Genomic DNA, 17,863 nt, shown 5'->3' with positions numbered 1-17,863 from the left:
TCGTGGGCGACGAGATTTCCCGCCCATGGCTTAACGGGCAAAGGAGCTTCATATGAAAACTGAACAAGGCAAGCATCACGTGGTAGTGGTCGGCGCCGGGCCAGTCGGCTTACTGACCGCCTACTTGTTACGGCGTATGCAGGTCGATGTGACGCTGTTAGAACGGCGTCACTCGCGCTCCACACAGTCCAAGGCGTCCTCGATGAACGCTTACTCGCTGGCAATCATGGACATGGTCGGGTTGGCGGACGCCTTCATCGAACAGGGAGTGCCGATTCACGACCTGTTGGTCTACTGGAACAATCGGCGCACGATGCATGTGAACTATCGCCACTTGCCATCGGTTCATGACTACATTCTCGGCATTTCCCAGCCCGAGACCGAAGCTGTGCTTGAGCATGCCTATCGAGACCTGGGGGGGAGCCTGCAACGAGGCAGCAGCGTGACTGCATTGACGCCCACCGAGCAGGGGGTCGAGGTGGAGCTGGACGATGGCCGTATTCTTAGCTCTGATTACGTCGTGGGGTGCGATGGTAGTCTAAGTACCGTCAGAACATTAATGGGCATCGAATTTGAAGGTAGCGATTTCGGTGTTGAGTTCTTCATGTTCGATGCGCAGGTCAGTTGGGCAGGGGAGGTTGGCAAGGTCCACTACTACGTCCGTGAGGACAGTTTTTTCCTCATCATCCCCCAGGCCGGCGGTACCCACCGGGTCATCATCAAGGCCAGCGACGGCAAGGTTGCCCAGGTGCAGGGCGATCCTCTGGCGTTCTACCAGGAACTCACCGACCGCTACGGTCGTTGTGGGGTCAAGCTGGAGCGCATCATCTGGGAGTCCAATTCTCGCTTCTACAACCGGCTGGCGCGTCGCTACTCGCAAGGCCGGGTGTTCCTGTGCGGAGACGCCTGCCACCTGTTCAGTCCGGTAGGAGGCTTGGGCATGAACACGGGGTTTCAGGATGCTTTCAACCTCGCCTGGAAACTGGCAGGTGTACTGAACGGTAACCTGTACCCGTCGGTGTTGGAAAGCTATGAGCATGAGCGCCAGCCGGTAGCGGCTCAGATGATTGCGACCACCGACGCCAACACCCGTTTGATCCTGCGCCAGGATTGCGATCCGGCTGGCGCATTGCGCCGGTGGCTGCCGACAATGGACAACCGCCATCACATCGCTGTTGGCTTCCCAATGACATTTTCGGGCCTGGGTCAACGGTACGGGGAGCAGGCCCTTGTCGCCGGCGGTGGGCGGTGGGTGGGCCGCTTGTTGCCCTCTGTCCAGATGCACACCGACGTGGGTGTGCAGAGCAGCCATGCACTGATGCGAGCAGGGCGATTCGTGTTGCTGGTTCGCGGGGCGTGCCCTACCCAGTTGAGTCAGCAACTGCAGGCCAGTGGGCAGGTTGATGTCGTGTCTGTCATTGAGGTGTCGGCTGGACGTAACCAAGCCATGGCGCTGCGTAAGGGGGAAGCCTTGCTGGTCAGGCCTGATGGCGTGGTTGCACTCCAAGCGATGGTTGATGACCCGAACGTGTTCTTGGCGTACCTGAGCAACGTCTTGCCTGCATTGGCACTTTACAGGCCTGCGGAGGAGTCCCTACAGGTCTGACGCATGATCAGATGCATGGAATGAGGGGAAATCTTGACTGACATCGAACGATTTAGAGCATTGACTGTAACAGCAACTCTGGACGAATGGTTCGACACCTTGAGAGGGCTCGCAGGCAACATGGGGTATGGTCAGATTCTGCTGGGCCTGAAGTCCAGGTCACAGGTGGATCACCGAAGCGCTTTCATCAGAAGCAATTATCCCCAGGCCTGGCGGCAGCGCTATGACGAGGAGCAGTTCGCCCTGGTGGACCCGGTGGTATCACATTGCCTGCGCTCGCCATTGCCGTTTTCGTGGAGCGGTTACAGCTGCCATTCCGCGTCGGCCCAAACATTCTTCGAAGAAGCCGCCGCCTATGGCCTGCAGCACGGTGTAGCTTTGCCCCTGCACGGAGGAATGGGGCACAGTGGCATGCTCAGCCTAGTGTGGCAGGGTGGTTGCGCCAAGGCGTACCAGCGACATCTGGATGACACACTGGGCCGCGCTACCCTGCTACGTGATTTTGCCTTGGAAAGCGCAATTTCTCTGCTGTCGCGCAGTCAATGGTCGCATGACCCTCTAACCAAGCGGGAGCTCGAGGTGCTGCTTTGGAGCGCGGCAGGCAAGACCACGTGGGAAATATCCATGATTCTCTCCTGCTCGTCCTCGACCATCGAGTTCCACTTCAAGAACATCCGTCGCAAGTTCAACGTCAGCTCTCGCCAGCTAGCTGTCGTCAAGGCCCTGCAGACCAAATTGATCAACCCATAAGCACAAATACGTTTGTGTCACCTCTCATATCTGAGAGGTGACACAATCGTGTTTGTAACTATAAATTTCAACGCGATATTTGATGCAATGGAATGTGGCAATGCTCATCTCGATAAAGCAACGCAGTGAAATGGACAGCGCGCACCTGAAGGCAATGCATGCCTTGCGCGCGAGGGTTTTCAAGGACCGAAAGCAATGGGATGTGAGCATTATCGATGACATGGAAATCGATGGTTACGATGCGTTGAACCCGTACTACATGGTGGTCCGCGATCCGACCGATCCGCAGGTGCCGATCGGTTGCTGGCGCCTGATGCCAACCACAGGCCCTAACATGCTTGCCCACAGTTTTCCGCAATTGCTGGATGGTCAACCTGCACCGTGTTGCACTGACGTTTGGGAACTGAGCCGGTTCGCCATCGATAGCCCGGCGCGATCAGCAGGCCGCTTTTCCCACGGTACGACCCATGCTATCCGAGCAGTCGTGGCTTTTGGCCTCGCACGCAACCTCAGCCGCTATGTGACCGTGACAACCACGGGTGTCGAGCGTTTGCTGCGGCGCCTTGGCGTCGACCTGTCGCGTTTGGGGCCAGCTCAGCAGATCGGTGTCGAAAAGGCTGTGGCCCTGAAAATTGAGCTCAATGAAATCACCCGTCAGGCGCTCATGGCTCGGTAGCCTCGGCACCCCGTATTCATTTGGGAGTATTTAGGCATGCTATCCGGACGCATGTTCATGGAAGACATCATCAAAATGGCGGGCGATGCAGAGGTGTTCTCGGTCTGTCAGCGTTGGGTAACACAACTGGGATTCGACTTTTTTGCGTGCGGCACCCGCAACCCTTTGCCCATTTTCAATCCGTCCATCGGTATGTTCAGCAATTATCCGATTGAGTGGCAAATGGCCTATCAGAACAATGACTATGTGGGCATCGACCCCGTGGTACGCCGCTGCACCGATGCTGTTTCACCGCAGATCTGGAATTGCAGCGAGTTCGCTGAGCGTCCGTTCGCCGAGCAGGCTCAGGCGCATGGCATCCGGTATGGGGTGTCGCTGTGTATCAGGGACGGTCGGGGTTACCAAAGCCTGGTCACGTTTGCACGCCAGGAGGAGCCGTGCAGGGCCATGGAGCTGCTGGAGCTGCAAGGTATGCTGGCGATGTTCGGCCAGTTGACCCACGCCCAGTTGGTGCGCCAGAGCCAATGCCCGGACGTGGCGTCATTGACATCCCGGGAGCTTGAAGTATTGAAATGGAGCGCCGAAGGCAAGACCTCTGCCGAAATCGCCCAGATCATGGATATCAAGGTGCGGACGGTTAATTTTCATGTCGACAACTGCGTCTTGAAGTTGTCCGCGTCCAACAAACTGCATGCTGTGGTTAAGGCTGCGAGGGTTGGCATTCTGTGAAAGTTCGCAGGTTGTCTGTGAGGCCACGCTTGATAACCTGAGTCGACCCAAGGGTGGCAGGCCTGCACAGGGGCTGGCCTGGCTCAGGGATATCAGCAAAAGGACCGATGCAATGGAACAGGCGTCAATTCAGCCAAGATGGCTGCATAAGGATAACGGCGAAGATGTCTTGATCCGCCACTACAGGCCGGCATGGCCGTTGTACCAGCCGGCAACCACCGCTGATGAGGCGCACCTGCCGTATCGGCAGGAGGCGGATGGCCGCAGGCGCTTCTCCCTCCCAACGACTTCGCTGGATGAGTACCTGGCCAATGGCATCCTGCCGCAGCCCATTGCTCGTGACGATGCCTGGCAAGCCCGGCGGGGCGTTCCCTATCAACTGGCCGCGCCGTTGCTGGAGGCCTCGGAGATGCCAGCAACCAGCCCAAGGCACCTCTCCAGCAGTTACGAGCTTATCAATTACGCCGATCACTACTACTTCTATCGAAAATCCCACGAGCATGTACCCGGTGTCATGCTGATAGAGGCGCAGCGCCAGGCGGTTTATCACCACCTTTATCACACGACCGCGCACGTACGTGGGGAAGTGACCGTCAGCTGGAATCAAGTCAATGCGAGCTTTTTCTCTCATGCCGAGCTGATGTATCCCATCGAGCTGGTGGTCGACGACCTGCAGACAGAGCCGTCACCAAAGCCACGCAAGATCCACTACCGAGTGGCGTTCTATCAGCGTGGCTATCTGCTGGGCACCATTGATACAGTGGCGAGCGTGATCGAGTTAGGACGTTTCGAACGCTTGCGCAGCGTATTTGCCTTAAGTAATGATCGCTTCCGCCCGCTTGCGGGCGTGCGCCATGAATGTTGTCTGACACTGGACGAGGGCAGTCAAGAGACAACGCAACTGGCGTTCCTCGAACGCGGCCACTGCGTCACCGCGCCGGCTCTAGCCGATCCCAAACGGGTGACAGGCATCAGCATTGCCAATGCCGAAGGTTTGCGCTTCGAGGCCCATGTTCGTTCGTTCGTTGCACTGGACGGCCAGGTCCGCTGGTATTTTGAAGCGTTGTCCGAGGATCAGGAAACAGCTATGGGCAAGCTGATCAAGCGTGGGTATGTGGCTGCCTGAACGGGTCATATTTCTTGCTGTTGAACATCCAAAAAGGGAATTACAGATGCTCATAATCGAAACGCGTTATATCGTTGATCCTGCACTAGCCGAACCCCACAAGCAGTCACATGTCGAGTGGGTCCGCAAGTATATCGCTGAGGGGTTATTCATCCTGGCCGGCCCCAAGCTGGAAGCTGGCGGTGGCGTCATCGTTGCCCATGCCGTGAACGACGAGCGCTTGCAGGCCATCTTGAAGGAGGACTCCTATGTCAGTGAAGGCATCGTCGAATACAAGGTGAGCGCATTCAACCCTCTGTTCAAAGGCGCTCCGTTCCAGGCTTGATACGTTTGCAGTCGTGGAGCGAGTTATCGCGGTTGCCGTAAGCATGACGGCGGCCGCTTTTTTTAAAGGAGACGTTTTGATACCTATGGATAGACCAATAAGACTGGTGGTATTGGGCGCGTCGGGGCGCATGGGTCAGAGACTGGTGCGAAGCTTGCTTCATGCCCAGGGTGCGTGCCTGCATGCTGCGGTGGTACGGCCTGGTTCCAGCTTGGTTGGCAAGGACTGCGCTGAAGTGGTGGGGAGTGACCCGACTGGGGTGCATTTCACTGACGATATGTTGCGATCGCTCGACGGGGCTGATGGCGTGCTTGATTTCACCCAGCCCGAAGTCACGTTGCAATGCTTGGAGTACACCTCGGCCCGAGGGTTGGTTCACATTATTGGTACGACTGGTTTCAACCCCGAGCAGGAAGCGGCGATTGCTGGCAGCCAAGGGGCGCGCATTGTCAAGTCTGGCAACATGAGCGTAGGGGTGCAGTTGCTCAGTGTCCTCGCTGAAATTGCCGGTCGAGTGCTACCTGCGGAGGATTGGGATGCTGAGGTGCTGGAAATGCATCACCGTCATAAGGTAGATGCACCGTCCGGCACGGCGTTGATGATGGGGGAAGCGGTCGCCAAGGGCCGGCAGGTGGACCTAGGCAGCCAGGCGGTGCGCGTGCGGGATGGGCTGACCGGCCCCCGTGAAGTGGGCACCATTGGTTTCGCCACCCTTCGGGGGGGCTCAGTGGTGGGGGATCACTCACTCATCTTTGCGGGCGAAGGAGAAGTATTTACCCTTAGCCACCAGGCACTAGATCGGCAGGTATTCACCCGAGGGGCGCTGCGGGCGGCACGCTGGGCTTGGCATCAGCCTGCCGGGGTATATTCCATGCAGGCGGTGCTTGGCTTGGCAGTGAGTTGAGCGTGAGTGCGATGCGGGCTAGTGGTGCTCTAGTCGCAAGGATTGGTCCAGCGCTTGCAAGAGTGTCTGGTCGATCTCGTCCAGATCCTTGCAGATGAACCGCACACCCGATGCCTGCATCTGCTGTTTCTGGTACAGGGTTGCGGGTTTGCCGATAAAGCCACAACCGAGCGTTTTGCTCACTTGGGCGACCCGGTTCAGGTCATCGATGAACACCAGCTCGCCGGCACTGGTAGCTGTTTGACGGTGGATTTCAGCCATGCCCGGGCGTGCGTGGCCCATGTCGATGTAAGGCAGGTCGGCATCGAAGTACTCACTTACCGGCGCCAGGTAGCGGTCGAAGATCGCTGCCTTGGTGCTTCCCCCATATGCGGTGATACGAGCGCCTGTTTCTTTGAGCCGGGCGAGCAAGGCAACGGCTCCCGGTGCCAGCTGCACAGGGTGGCGTGCGGCGTACTGGGCTTGCTCTGCGAGGAAGGCATCTATGGTTTCCATGGCTGTCCAGGGCAGGTTGCAGGCCAGCGCCATGATGTGCCCCCCGGCCATATGCGGCGAGCCTAGTATCTGGCGTTCTAGATCGGCCGTGTAGTGGCCGCCATGGCGTTCGACGAAGGTACGAATTGGAGTGCTATAGACATCGCTCAGCAATACACCATTGGTGTCTATCGCGAAATGGCGAATTTTTTCGAGCTTGTTCATTCTGGATTCCATCTCAAATGGGCGCATAGCCGACGAGAAGCAGCGCGGGCTGCTTCTCAACGCGGGGGATTAGGTGTTTTGCGTCGCGGCTTGGCGAAGGCGGAACGTGCTGGGGTCATAGTCGTGGAGGCTGGCGAAAGGCAGCGCTTCGGCTGTGAACAAATGGTCCAGGCGATCACGGTAGGCTTGTAGGTAGTCCGCACGAACCTCGGCGGAGACACTTGCTGGTTGCCAGCAGATGAAGGGTTCGAGCACATCGAAGCCGGTCAGACGCAGTACACCGTGCTGAATGGGAAACAGCAGCGTATTGATGTTGCCGTTGATGCCGTCATGGCCGTACATCGAGGCGCCACCCCCGGTGGTAAGCGAAACCATGGCTTTCTTGCCGGCGAACTTGCCGTTGTCATACCAGGCCCCGGCGCCATAGACCGCACCGTAAGCCAGCACGCGATCTACCCAGCCCTTCAGAATCGCAGGCATCGAGAACCACCAAAGTGGGAACTGCAGAATCAGCGCGTCGCAAGCAAAGAGCTTGTCGATCTCTGCTTGAATGTCCGGGGCAAAGCCTGAGTTTTCGGTAGCGTGCGCCTCCTCGACCTGTTGCTTGAAATAGTCAGGGTCGGCACAGGTTGTGAAGTTGCCACGCCCGGACAGTGCCTGCCAGTTCATCGCGTAGAGGTCTGAAACCGTGACTTCATGACCTTGCTGAGTGAGGTGACTGCGGGCTTGGGCTGTGAGTGCAGCGTTGAAGCTCTTGGCTTCAGGGTGGGCATGGACGATGTGTACTTTCATGTGTGTTCCCGGGAGTCGTTCGCTGATGGAAGTAAACGAACGGTGCATACTCAGCCCATCTCATGCAGGGCAGGCTCACGCCGTTCGCCCGCAAACTCTGGCCAAACGGGGGCATTTCGGCTAGCTGCGAACTATCTCAGGTAGGGGGGCGCCCAGCGGTGCGTCAGTGGGTTTCTGCGCCGGATCGTGCACCCCATGCAGGGTGATGACTTCGCCAGCTTCGTTGCGCCATTGAGCCTCGATCTTGGCTTTTTTGGCTTTGAGTGAGAGACAGACCCGGCACGTCGCCATCGGCGTACTTACCTATAATGGGCATGGTCCGAATCCGTATCTCAAGGATGCACTGACACGCTTGCCGATACAGCGGGCAAGTCAGATTGCCGAGCTGCTAGCGCACAGGTGGGGCACTGCTCAAATTTGCAGCATGTTTAAGGCTGAGCCGAGGCTCAAACATCAGGCCCTGCTTCAGCAAACACCATCCTGTGAAGCGCAGTCAGCCCAGTTGCGCGACCCACTTGCCCCCGCCGTTACCCTCTTTGAGCTGGCGCAGTGCCAGGGGAAGCTCAGCGAAGTCGAACAGCCGGCGTTGCGGAGTAATCAGTTGGCCATCGGCGACGTGTTGCAGCAGCTGTTGCGCCTGGGTCCGTAGTGCCTGGTGATCGAGCAGCCGACCGTGGGCGTGAACGCTGTTCAGGGCCACTTCATGCAGCGAGATCGCGCTGCTGAATGCGGGCAGTGGCGCGGTTTCCTGGCGGTCCTGGATGCACACCAAGTGGCCGTTGTAGCCGAGCAGATGGGCGAGGCTGGCAGCGTGGGCGCCGCTGACCGTGTCGAATAGCGCATGCAGAGGGCGCTCGCCCAAGGCGATTTGCAATTGTGCCTGCCACTGGGCGTTGTTGTAATTGAACACATCGACCACACCAAGGGCCTTTAGCGCAGCATGGTGCCGCTCACCGGCTGTGGCCCACACACGCAAGCCACGTTGTACGGCCAGTTGCGCCAGATAGAAGCCCACCGCGCCACCAGCTCCGATCACCAGCACATCGGTTGAAGCGCCTTGGGCAATTTTGGCCAATGCCTGCCAGGCGGTAAGAGCCGGGCAGGGCACAGTGGCAGCGACGCTGTCATCAATAGTGGCTGGCAACTGCATGAGCAAGTAGGCGTCTACCAGGCAGTATTCGGCGAAGCTGCCATCGCGTGAGAGCGATTGGTGGTAAGCCACGCGAGTGCCGACTGGGATATCCACACCAGCGCCGACGGCTTCGACGATACCTACACCGTCAACCCCGGGCACGGTGCCATGACGCCAGTCGGTGTGACCCCATTCGCAGATCTTCCAGTCCACCGGGTTGAGGGCGATGGCGCGGTTAGCTACCAGCACTTCGCCGGGGCCTGGTTGCGCCAAGAGTTTGCGGATCAGTTGCAGGCCATCGAGGCCAGCGCCCGGGGTCCAGCCCCAGGCTTGGTACGAGGTGGACATGAGCATTCCTGGTTCGAAAGGTATAAGGGAGTGTGCCAATGCCATGAAGGCTCTTTCACTGAATGACTATCAGACCGTCTGTAAAGTCGGGTAGTCCGTCAGCCCTTGGGCGTTACCCCCAAACAGGGTGGCGCGTTCATGCTCGGCCAGCGGCGCATGCTGGCGCAGGCGTTCGGGCAGGTCGGGGTTAGCCACGAACGGCCGGCCAAAACCGATCAAATCAGCCCAGCCCGCTTGCAGCGCCTCACGCGCGCGCTCGCCGGTGTATTTGCCGGCATAAACCATCACCCCTGGGAATACCTCGCGCAGCTGCTGCTTGAAGGTCACCGGCATGTCTGGCGCATCGTCCCAGTCGGCTTCGGCGATATGCAGGTAACCAATACCGATTTCGCCCAGCCGCTGGGCGGCCGCGGTGTAAGTGGTGACCGGATCTGCATCGACACAGCCATTGAGGGTAGTCAGCGGTGCCAGGCGCACACCGACCCGGCTGCGCTCGCCAGTGCCATCGACCAACGCGCGGGTCACCTCATCGAGAAAGCGCAGGCGGTTTTCCAGCGAGCCGCCGTAGCGATCGGTGCGGCTGTTGGCTTCTGAGTCGAGGAACTGGTTGACCAGGTAGCCATTGGCGGCATGCAGCTCGACGCCATCGAAGCCAGCTGCCATGGCATTGCGTGCGGCCTGGCGATACTGCTCGACAATCTGCCCGATCTCGTCTTCAGCCAGTGCTCGCGGCTGCGATGCCTGGACAAAGCCTGGGGTGCCATCGGGGTTGTCGATGAACACATTGACCCCGACTGCCTGCACCGCCGAGGACGACACTGGCGCCTGGCCGCCGAGCAAGCTGCTGTGGCTCAAGCGGCCGACATGCCACAGTTGGGCAAAAATCCGCCCGCCCGCGGCATGCACCGACTCGGTAACCAGCCGCCAGCCGTCGATCTGCTGCTGGCTGTAGATGCCTGGCGTGCGCGCATAGCCTTTGCCCAGCGGCGAGATCCAGGTGCCTTCGCTGACGATCAACCCGGCGCTGGCGCGCTGGGCGTAGTACTCGGCCATCAGCGCCGTGGGCACGTCACCTGGTTGCGCGGCGCGTGAGCGCGTCATCGGTGGCATGAGGATGCGGTTGGGCAACTGCAGCCCACCCAGTGGCAGCGGTTGGAACAGCGGGTCGTTGCGCATGGCGGTCTCCGGAGAAAGTCGATGGGGTGATTCTCGACAGCGGCGCAGGATGGAAACAGCCGTCGTGGGGACAATCACTTTTGCCTCCATGGCACAAGTCGCTTATGGAACTGCATGCTCCGTTCATGCTCGGTGCACAAAATTGATTTGTGCGCGCCGCTATTAATCTGCCACAGCCATTTGCCGAGAATCCGCCTCACTTTCCGCTCACCGAGGCATCTCCATGACCGTTATCAAGCACGCCCTGCTCCTGCTCGCCACCCTGGCCAGCCTGTCGTCCGCCCTGGCTGTCCAGGCCGAAGAGTCGTCAGCGTTCGTCGAGCGCACGCAAACCCTCAGCGCCCGCGTCCTGAAAAACTGATGCTGTTCTGCATGGAATCCATCCATATGAAGCTCTCCAGAAGTGGCGCAGCCGCAGCGTTCGCCTTGACCCTGGCCGCCGTGCTGGTCGGCTGCGGCCCGCAGGCCGAGCACAGCGCACCGGCGCTGCCAAGCGTAGTGATCAGCCAGCCCTTGAAATCCACCGTCAGTGACTGGGACAGCTTCACCGGCCGCTTCGAGGCCACCGACTCGGTCGAGGTGCGCTCGCGGGTCAGTGGCTACCTGGAAAAGGTAGCCTTTACTGATGGCGCGATCGTCAAGAAGGGCGACCTGCTGTTCGTCATCGACTCGCGCAGCTTCCAGGCTGCCGTCACCCAAGCGCAGGGCCAACTGGCCCAGGCCCGTTCGCGGTTGTCGCTGGCCGAGCAGGAGTATGCGCGGGCCAGGCTGCTGATCAATTCCAAGACCATCGCCCAGAGCCTTTACGACCAACGCCTGCAAGCGCGCGACGCGGCCAAGGCCGAAGTGCTCAGCGCCGAAGGGGTGCTGGCCAATGCGCGCCTGGAACTGGAGTTCACGCGCATCACCGCGCCCATGAGCGGGCGCATCAGCCGCAAGCTGATCAGCGAAGGCAACCTGGTCAATGGCGGCAACAGTGGCGCGACCTTGCTGACCACCATCGTCTCGCTCGACCCGATCGACATCTATTTCGATATCGACGAGCAGAGCTACCTCAAGTACCGCCGCCAGTCCTCCGGCAACCTCACCGGCAGCCAGGTACGCATCGCCTTGCCGGGTGAGGCCCAGCCGTCGCTGAGCGGGCGTATGGACTTCATCGACAACCGCCTCGACCCCTCCACCGGCACCCTGCGTCAGCGGGCGCGGGTGAGCAATCCAGACCTGGCCTTGAGCCCGGGCCAGTTCGGCCGCGTGCAGTTTTCCGCACGCCCTGCCTATGAGGCGTTGCTGGTGCCGGACACCGCAGTCGGCGTGGATGCCACGCGCAAGGTGCTGCACGTGCTCAATGCGCAGAACCGGGTCGAGCTGCGCCCGGTGCAGCTGGGCAAGCTGCATGACGGCTTGCGCGAAGTGGTCAGCGGTTTGCAGGCGCAGGAGCAGGTCATCGTCGATGGCCTGCAGCGGGTACGCGCAGGCGACAGCGCCGTTGGCGAGCCGCGCAGCCTGAGCCGGGTGGCCAGTGCCAACCCAACTGGGGAGGCACCGCTATGAACCTGGGACGCACGTCGATCGACCAGCCCGTGCTGGCCATCGTCCTTTCGGTGGTGATGCTGATCGTGGGTGGCTTGGCCTACCTGGTGTTGCCGACCTCCGAGTACCCCGACATCGCACCGCCGACGGTGGTGGTCCAGGCGACCTATCCGGGCGCCTCGGCGCAGACCGTGGCCCAGACCCTGGCGATCCCATTGGAGCAGGAGGTCAACGGTGTCGAGGACATGCTCTACATGTACAGCCAGGCGACCTCCGATGGCAGCCTCAACCTAACCGTGACCTTCAAGAGCGGCACCGATGTCGACAAGGCCCAGGTGCTGGTGCAAAACCGCGTCGCCCTGGCCACGCCACGGCTTCCGGAACCGGTGCAGCGCAGCGGCGTTTCGGTGCGCAAGTCGTCGCCGACCCAGCTGTCGACCATCTTCATCTCTTCACCCAAGGGCACTCACGATCAGCTGTACGTGTCGAACTTCGCCATTCGCACCGTGGCCGACACGCTCAAGCGCATCGATGGGGTAGGGGACATCAACCCGCTGGGCGCCCGCGAGTACTCGATGCGTATCTGGCTGGACCCGGAGCGGGTCGCGGCGTTCAACCTGACCCCAGGTGACATCATTGCGGCGGTACGCGCACAAAACACCCAGGTGGCTGGTGGGGTGATCGCTCAACCTCCGGTAGCGTCCCAGGCGTTCCAGCCGAACTTGATCTTCGAAGGCCGTCTCAAAGAGCCGGCAGACTTCGACAACATCGTGCTCAAGTCCGGTGAGGCGGGACGTCTGGTGCGCCTCAAAGATGTTGCCCGCACTGAAATCGCCGGGCTTGCCTACGTCAACAACACCTACTATCTGCGCCATCCGGCGATTGGCTTGCAAGTGTTGCAGCGCCCCGGCGCCAACGCCTTGGCGACCATGCAAGTGGTCGAGCAGACCATGGCGCAGCTCAGCGAGGAGTTCCCTGAAGGGATCGAGTACAGCATCGGTTACAACCCCACCGCGTTCATCGCCGACAGCATTGGCGAGTTGGGCAAGACCATCTATGAGGCTGTGATCCTGGTAGTGCTGGTGGTGCTGTTGTTCCTCCAGGGCTGGCGGCCATCGATCATCCCGATCCTGGCAATCCCGGTATCGCTGGTGGGCACTTTTGCGGTCATGGCGATGCTCGGCTATTCGATCAACAACCTGACTCTGTTCGGCCTGGTACTGGCGGTGGGGATCGTGGTCGACAACGCCATCGTCGTGGTGGAGAACGTCGAGCGGCATCTGGCCGAGGGCAAGGGCCCGCGTGAGGCGACTATCCTGACCATGCAGGAAATCGGCGGCGCGCTGGTGGCGATCACCTTGGTGCTGTGTGCGGTGTTCATCCCCACCGCGTTCATCCCGGGGATCTCCGGTGAGTTCTTCCGCCAGTTCGGGGTGACCATCGCGGTGGCCACGGCGATCTCACTGTTCAACTCGCTGACCCTGTCGCCGGCACTGGCGGCGATGATTCTGCGTCGCCATGGCGGCCATGCGCCGCTGCGCCGTGGTGTGCTTGGCGTGCCGCGGCGCGGTGCCGAGGCGTTCAACCGTGGCTTTGCCCGGTTGTCTGATGGCTATGCCCGCAGTGTACGCGGCCTGGTGGCGAAGACGCCGTTGATGCTGGCGCTGTACGCGGCACTGATCGCCGCCACCGGCTACCTGCTGGTGAGTACGCCCAAGGGCTTCATCCCGGCGCAGGATCGAGGCTACCTGGTGGTGATCGTGCAACTGCCCGATGGCGCCTCGCTGGAGCGCACCAACGCCATTTCTCAACAGATCGAAGCGATTGCCCTGCAGGTGCCGGGTGTCGATCGGGTGCCGACCTTCTCCGGTTTTTCGATGGTCACCGGGACCAACTCGTCGAATTCGGCGGGCCTGGCGCCGGTGTTCGAGCCCTGGTCCCAGCGCAAGCTGCACGGGCTGACCGCTGACAAGATCGCCGTCGACCTGCGCGAGCGGCTCAAGGCCGTCAGTGGTGCTTCGGTGATTGTCGCCACGCCGCCGCCGGTACAGGGGCTGGGCAGCACCGGCGGCTTCTCCCTGCGTCTGCAAGACCGCGCAGGGCTGGGCAGCGAGGCGCTGGCCAAGGCCACCGCCGAGCTGGTCGCCGCGGCCAACGCTACGCCGGGCATGACCGGGGTGTACTCGCCGTTCTCGGCCAGCACGCCGCAGGTGTTCGTCGAACTCGACCGCGAGCGCGCCGAGATGCTGGGGGTGCGGAGCAGCCAGATCAACCAGGCCATCGAGACCTACTTTGGCTCAACCTACATCAATGACTTCAACCTGGTCGGGCGTACCTATCGGGTCACTGCCCAGGCTGACTTGCCGTATCGGGTCAGCCCTGAGGACCTGGCACGGGTCAAGGTACGCAACGAGGCCGGGCAGATGGTGCCGCTGGCCAGCGTGACCCAGCTGCACGAAGCCCTCGGGGTCGAGCGCTTCCCACGGTACAACCTGTTTCCGACCGCTGAGATCAACGGCGACACCTTGCCGGGCCTGGGCTCGGACTACGCCATTCAGACCATGCAACGGTTGGCGGGCGAGCATCTGCCGGCGGGTATCAGCTATCAATGGACCGACCTGAGCTACCAGCAGACCACCGCTGGCAACATGGGCCTTCTGGTCTTCCCGCTGTGTGTGGTGTTCGTTTATCTGGTGTTGGCGGCGCAGTACGGCAGCTGGAGCTTGCCCCTGGCCATCCTGTTGATCGTGCCGATGTGTCTGTTGGCGGCGGCCGGTGGCGTGCGCCTGATGGGCCTGGATATCAACATCCTCACCCAGATCGGCTTCATCGTGCTGGTGGGCTTGGCAGCGAAGAACGCCATCCTCATCGTCGAAGTCGCCCGCCAGTTGGAGCAGGACGGGCAGGCCATCGTTACCGCCGTGGTCGAGGCCTGTCGCTTGCGCTTGCGGCCGATCCTGATGACCTCGCTGGCGTTCATCCTCGGTGTGTTGCCGCTGGTGCTGTCCGAGGGCGCCGGTTCTGAAATGCGTCTGGCGGTGGGCTCGGCGGTGTTCTTCGGGATGATCGGCGTGACCTTGTTCGGCCTGTTGTTCACCCCAGTCTTCTATGTGCTGATTCGCCGCCTGGCCGGTGGCGAGCAGCGGCTTTCGGCGCAGCCTGCGGCTGCTGAACAGGATATCCAGCCATGAACACTCGTCTTCGTTTTCCCCTGCTGGGCTTCACCGCGGCGCTGCTTGGCGCCTGTGCCGCGCCGAGCCTGCCGCCGGACAGCGCGGCGCCGCCCGCGCAGTACATCAATGCCCATTCCACGGCGCCGCTGACAGTCACCACACAGTGGTGGCGTGGCTACCATGACCCGCTGCTCGACCGCTTGGTGCAGCGCGCCATGGACGACAACCTCGATGTGCAGATTACCTTGGCGCGCATCGATGCGGCGCGAGCCTTGCGTCAGGTCAGCGCCTCGGCGGGTAGCCCGAATCTGGACCTTGGCGCCAGCGCGGCCCGCCAGCGCACCTCGGCCTACCAGACAGGTTTTAGCGACGCCGTGATCGATGAGCCGCTGTCGCTGGGGGTAGGCGCCAGTTGGGAGCTCGACCTGTTTGGACGCATTCGCGAAGGTGTGCGGGCCGCCGATGCCGAAATGGTTGCCAGCGAGGAGCAGGCGCGCGCGGTGCGCGTCGCCTTGGTGGGCGACGTGGTCCAGGCCTATGCCCAGGCGCGTGGTTTGGAGCAACGCCTGGCCATCGTTCGACAGAGCGCGCAGAGCCAGGCTGAGACCTCGCAGTTGAGTGAGCAGTTGTATGCTGCCGGCAGCAGCCCGCAAGCCGATGTGCTACGCGCGCGGGCCCAGGCTGATAGCACTGCGGCGCGGGTGCCGGCGTTGCAACTGGAGTGGCAGCGTGCTGTGCATCGGCTTTCGGTGCTGCTGGCCATGCCCAGTGCCGAGCTGTATGGGCAGATGCAGCAAAGCCCGGTCAGCGTGCGCGAAGTGGCCGTGCAAGACGCCGGCACCCCGGCCGATCTGCTGCGCCAGCGACCGGATGTGAAAGCGGCGGAAGCGCGGGTGATTGCCGCCTATGCCCGCGTGGGCGTGGCCAAAGCCGAGCTGATGCCGCGCTTGAGCCTGTCGGCGGCAATAGGGTCTTTGATCAACGGCATGAGTGCTGCCAATCTGGCCAGTTCGACCTTCTGGCTGGCGGGGGTGAATGCCAGTGCGCCGTTGTTCGATGGCGGTCGGCGCAAAGCTCAGGTGGCGCTGCGTGATGCCGAGGCGCGCGAGGCGTTGCTGGCGTATCGGCGCACGGTACTGGTGGCAGTGGCGCAGGTGGAGTCGGCGCTGGCGGCGGCGCAGCGCAATGCTGAGCGTCAGGTGTTGCTCGCACGCTCAGCCGAGCAGGCGGGCTCGGCGCTGGAGCAGATTCGCCGGTCGTGGCAGGCAGGTGAGGCGCCATTGCTCGATGTGCTGGAGGCCCAGCGTAGTCAGCTCAGCGCACAGAGTGCGCTGGCAATGGTGCGCACCGCGCAGTGGCAGAACCAGGCATTGTTGGTAAGTGCGCTGGGTGGGTAAGGCTTCAGGCCAGCGGTGGATGCTTCGCGGGCAAGCCCGCTGCCACAGGTATCGCCTAGATTTCAGACCTGCGTTGAGTCAGCACTGGCTCAACGCAAATACTGCCAACGGCCCGAACCCTGTGGGAGCGGGCTTGCCCGCGAGGAGGCCAGTAGGTACAGAGCAAAGGGTTGGTTCAAACCTGATCGATCGGCACCCCGTGGTTGTTCTTCCACATCAGCACCACACCACTGGCAATCACCGCCACCACAATCAGGTAGACATTGAACATCCAGCCGATCTGCTCCGAATACAACCAGGTGGTCAGGTATGAGGCGGTCCCGCCAAACACGGCAACCCCCAAGGAAATGCACACACCGAACATCCGTGTGCGATAGCGCGTCGGAATCTGCTCGGAGATCGATGCCGGCTTGCAGCCGGTGATGAATGCCACCAGCATCAACCCGGCTGTCTGCGCCACCATCAGTGTCCATGGCTCGCTGGATATCATGCCCCACAGCGGGAACAACGTCGCGGCAATGCCCAGCAGCGAGATCAGCGCGCAGACCTTGCGCCCCCAGTGGTCCGACAGCCAGCCACACACCGGCAGGAAGGCCAGGTAGATCACCTGGGCAACGCAACTCATCATGAACGCGCTGTGCGGATCCATGCCCTTGACGGTCATGGCGTAGATCGACGCGGAGGTCACCCAGGTGTAGTAGGTCAGGGTCGCCCCGGCTTCATAGAGGAACAAGCGCACGCCATGTTGCAAGACCTGGCCGCGGCTCCAAGGCGCCTGCAGCGAATTGTTGCTGGCACTTGGGCTGTGCTCGCTCTCCATCATGTTGCGCCGCAGCCATAGAGCGACCACGGCCAGCACACCACCGGTGGCGAACGGGATACGCCAGCCCCATTGCTGCATTTCTTCGACGCTGAGCACCGAGGTCAGCAGGGCCATGTAGAAGGTTGCCAGCAACGAGCCGCTGCCGACGGCGAAAAACACCGTGCTCGACCACAGCCCACGGCGTTTCGGCGGGGCAATTTCGGCGATATAGGCGTAGGAGGTGGTGGTCTCGCCGCCATGGGCGAAGCCCTGGATCAGCCGTGCACCAAGCAGCAAGGCCGAGGCCCAGCTGCCAATGGCTTCATAGGAGGGGATGAAGGCGATCAGCAGGCTGGCGCCGGCCATCAGCAGCATGGTACTGAGCAGCACGGTGCGCCGGCCGAGGCGGTCGGCGAGGATGCCGAAGACGATGCCGCCCAAGGGCCGTAGCAAAAAGCCTGCGGCGAACACGGCAAGGGTGGCCAGTAGTGCGGAGGTGGGGTTGCTCTTGTCGAACAGGGCGGCGGCGATGTACACCGAGGCGACGGTGTAGAGGGTCCAGTCGAACCACTCCAGCAGGTTGCCGATGCCAGTGGCGAGCAAGGATTTGCGGCGCAGGTTGACAGCGCCTGGTGTGGCCTGGGCCACGCTACCGGGCAGGGTCTCGGTCATATTGTTCATTGTTGGCTCCGAGCGAA

Annotated in this window: 16 protein-coding genes; 11 read left to right on the top strand and 5 right to left on the bottom strand. The window is 61.4% G+C overall.

The window, feature by feature from the left end:
* Positions 1-52: 52 nt before the first annotated feature.
* From V6093_RS05895 to dapB, 7 genes are all read left to right on the top strand, one after another.
* Positions 53-1,606, top strand: coding sequence for an FAD-dependent oxidoreductase (locus V6093_RS05895; RefSeq protein WP_406669736.1), 1,554 nt, complete (start codon positions 53-55; stop codon positions 1,604-1,606).
* 33 nt (positions 1,607-1,639) lie between these two features.
* Positions 1,640-2,356 (top strand): autoinducer binding domain-containing protein, encoded by a 717-nt coding sequence (locus tag V6093_RS05890; protein WP_052196216.1) that lies wholly within the window; start codon positions 1,640-1,642, stop codon positions 2,354-2,356.
* Positions 2,357-2,438: 82 nt separating this feature from the next.
* Positions 2,439-3,032, top strand: coding sequence for an acyl-homoserine-lactone synthase (locus tag V6093_RS05885; protein WP_256658252.1), 594 nt, complete (start codon positions 2,439-2,441; stop codon positions 3,030-3,032).
* Between the two features lie 57 nt (positions 3,033-3,089).
* Positions 3,090-3,761, top strand: coding sequence for an autoinducer binding domain-containing protein (locus V6093_RS05880; RefSeq protein WP_218643551.1), 672 nt, complete (start codon positions 3,090-3,092; stop codon positions 3,759-3,761).
* Between the two features lie 112 nt (positions 3,762-3,873).
* The gene (locus tag V6093_RS05875) at positions 3,874-4,887 is read left to right on the top strand and encodes an AfsA-related hotdog domain-containing protein (RefSeq protein ID WP_346641271.1); all 1,014 of its coding nucleotides are present in this window, start codon (positions 3,874-3,876) and stop codon (positions 4,885-4,887) included.
* Between the two features lie 46 nt (positions 4,888-4,933).
* A complete protein-coding gene (locus V6093_RS05870) occupies positions 4,934-5,212 on the top strand; it encodes a YciI family protein (RefSeq protein ID WP_052196214.1) in 279 nt (92 codons plus the stop codon).
* Positions 5,213-5,255: 43 nt separating this feature from the next.
* Positions 5,256-6,116, top strand: a complete 861-nt coding sequence (gene dapB / locus V6093_RS05865) for a 4-hydroxy-tetrahydrodipicolinate reductase (RefSeq protein ID WP_267827643.1) — start codon at positions 5,256-5,258, stop codon at positions 6,114-6,116.
* An 18-nt stretch (positions 6,117-6,134) separates the two neighbouring features.
* Here dapB and V6093_RS05860 read toward each other — a convergent pair whose 3' ends face one another.
* The 4 genes from V6093_RS05860 to V6093_RS05845 form a co-directional block, all read right to left on the bottom strand.
* Positions 6,135-6,815 (bottom strand): hypothetical protein, encoded by a 681-nt coding sequence (locus tag V6093_RS05860; RefSeq protein WP_014861576.1) that lies wholly within the window; start codon positions 6,813-6,815, stop codon positions 6,135-6,137.
* Between the two features lie 69 nt (positions 6,816-6,884).
* Complete coding sequence (locus tag V6093_RS05855) at positions 6,885-7,607, bottom strand: NAD(P)H-dependent oxidoreductase (RefSeq protein ID WP_014861577.1); 723 nt, start codon at positions 7,605-7,607, stop codon at positions 6,885-6,887.
* Positions 7,608-8,100: 493 nt separating this feature from the next.
* Positions 8,101-9,087, bottom strand: coding sequence for a zinc-binding dehydrogenase (locus V6093_RS05850; protein ID WP_047602925.1), 987 nt, complete (start codon positions 9,085-9,087; stop codon positions 8,101-8,103).
* A 69-nt stretch (positions 9,088-9,156) separates the two neighbouring features.
* Entirely contained in the window at positions 9,157-10,263 is a 1,107-nt protein-coding gene (locus V6093_RS05845) for an alkene reductase (protein WP_047602924.1), read from the bottom strand.
* A gap of 223 nt (positions 10,264-10,486) precedes the next feature.
* On the opposite strand from V6093_RS05845, the gene V6093_RS05840 reads away from it, so the two are divergent.
* From V6093_RS05840 to V6093_RS05825, 4 genes are read left to right on the top strand one after another with little or no spacing between them, the layout of a single operon-like run.
* Positions 10,487-10,624, top strand: coding sequence for a hypothetical protein (locus V6093_RS05840; RefSeq protein WP_179053510.1), 138 nt, complete (start codon positions 10,487-10,489; stop codon positions 10,622-10,624).
* Between the two features lie 26 nt (positions 10,625-10,650).
* A complete protein-coding gene (locus V6093_RS05835; RefSeq protein ID WP_223817384.1) occupies positions 10,651-11,814 on the top strand; it encodes an efflux RND transporter periplasmic adaptor subunit in 1,164 nt (387 codons plus the stop codon).
* Positions 11,811-14,984 (top strand): efflux RND transporter permease subunit, encoded by a 3,174-nt coding sequence (locus V6093_RS05830; RefSeq protein WP_179053511.1) that lies wholly within the window; start codon positions 11,811-11,813, stop codon positions 14,982-14,984. The genes V6093_RS05835 and V6093_RS05830 overlap by 4 nt, the downstream gene beginning before the upstream one ends.
* A complete protein-coding gene (locus tag V6093_RS05825) occupies positions 14,981-16,363 on the top strand; it encodes an efflux transporter outer membrane subunit (RefSeq protein ID WP_047602922.1) in 1,383 nt (460 codons plus the stop codon). Before V6093_RS05830 ends, V6093_RS05825 begins: the two co-directional genes overlap by 4 nt.
* Before the next feature lie 175 nt (positions 16,364-16,538).
* Here the strand turns inward: V6093_RS05825 and V6093_RS05820 are convergent, their stop codons facing one another.
* Complete coding sequence (locus tag V6093_RS05820) at positions 16,539-17,846, bottom strand: MFS transporter (RefSeq protein WP_080756695.1); 1,308 nt, start codon at positions 17,844-17,846, stop codon at positions 16,539-16,541.
* Positions 17,847-17,863 lie beyond the last annotated feature (17 nt).

It is taken from the genome of Pseudomonas putida group bacterium ESBL64 (assembly GCF_045277175.1).
Taxonomy (GTDB): Bacteria; Pseudomonadota; Gammaproteobacteria; order Pseudomonadales; family Pseudomonadaceae; genus Aquipseudomonas; species Aquipseudomonas alloputida.
Note: the sequence above shows the minus strand (reverse complement) of the source record. Positions and strands in the feature narration are given on the sequence as shown.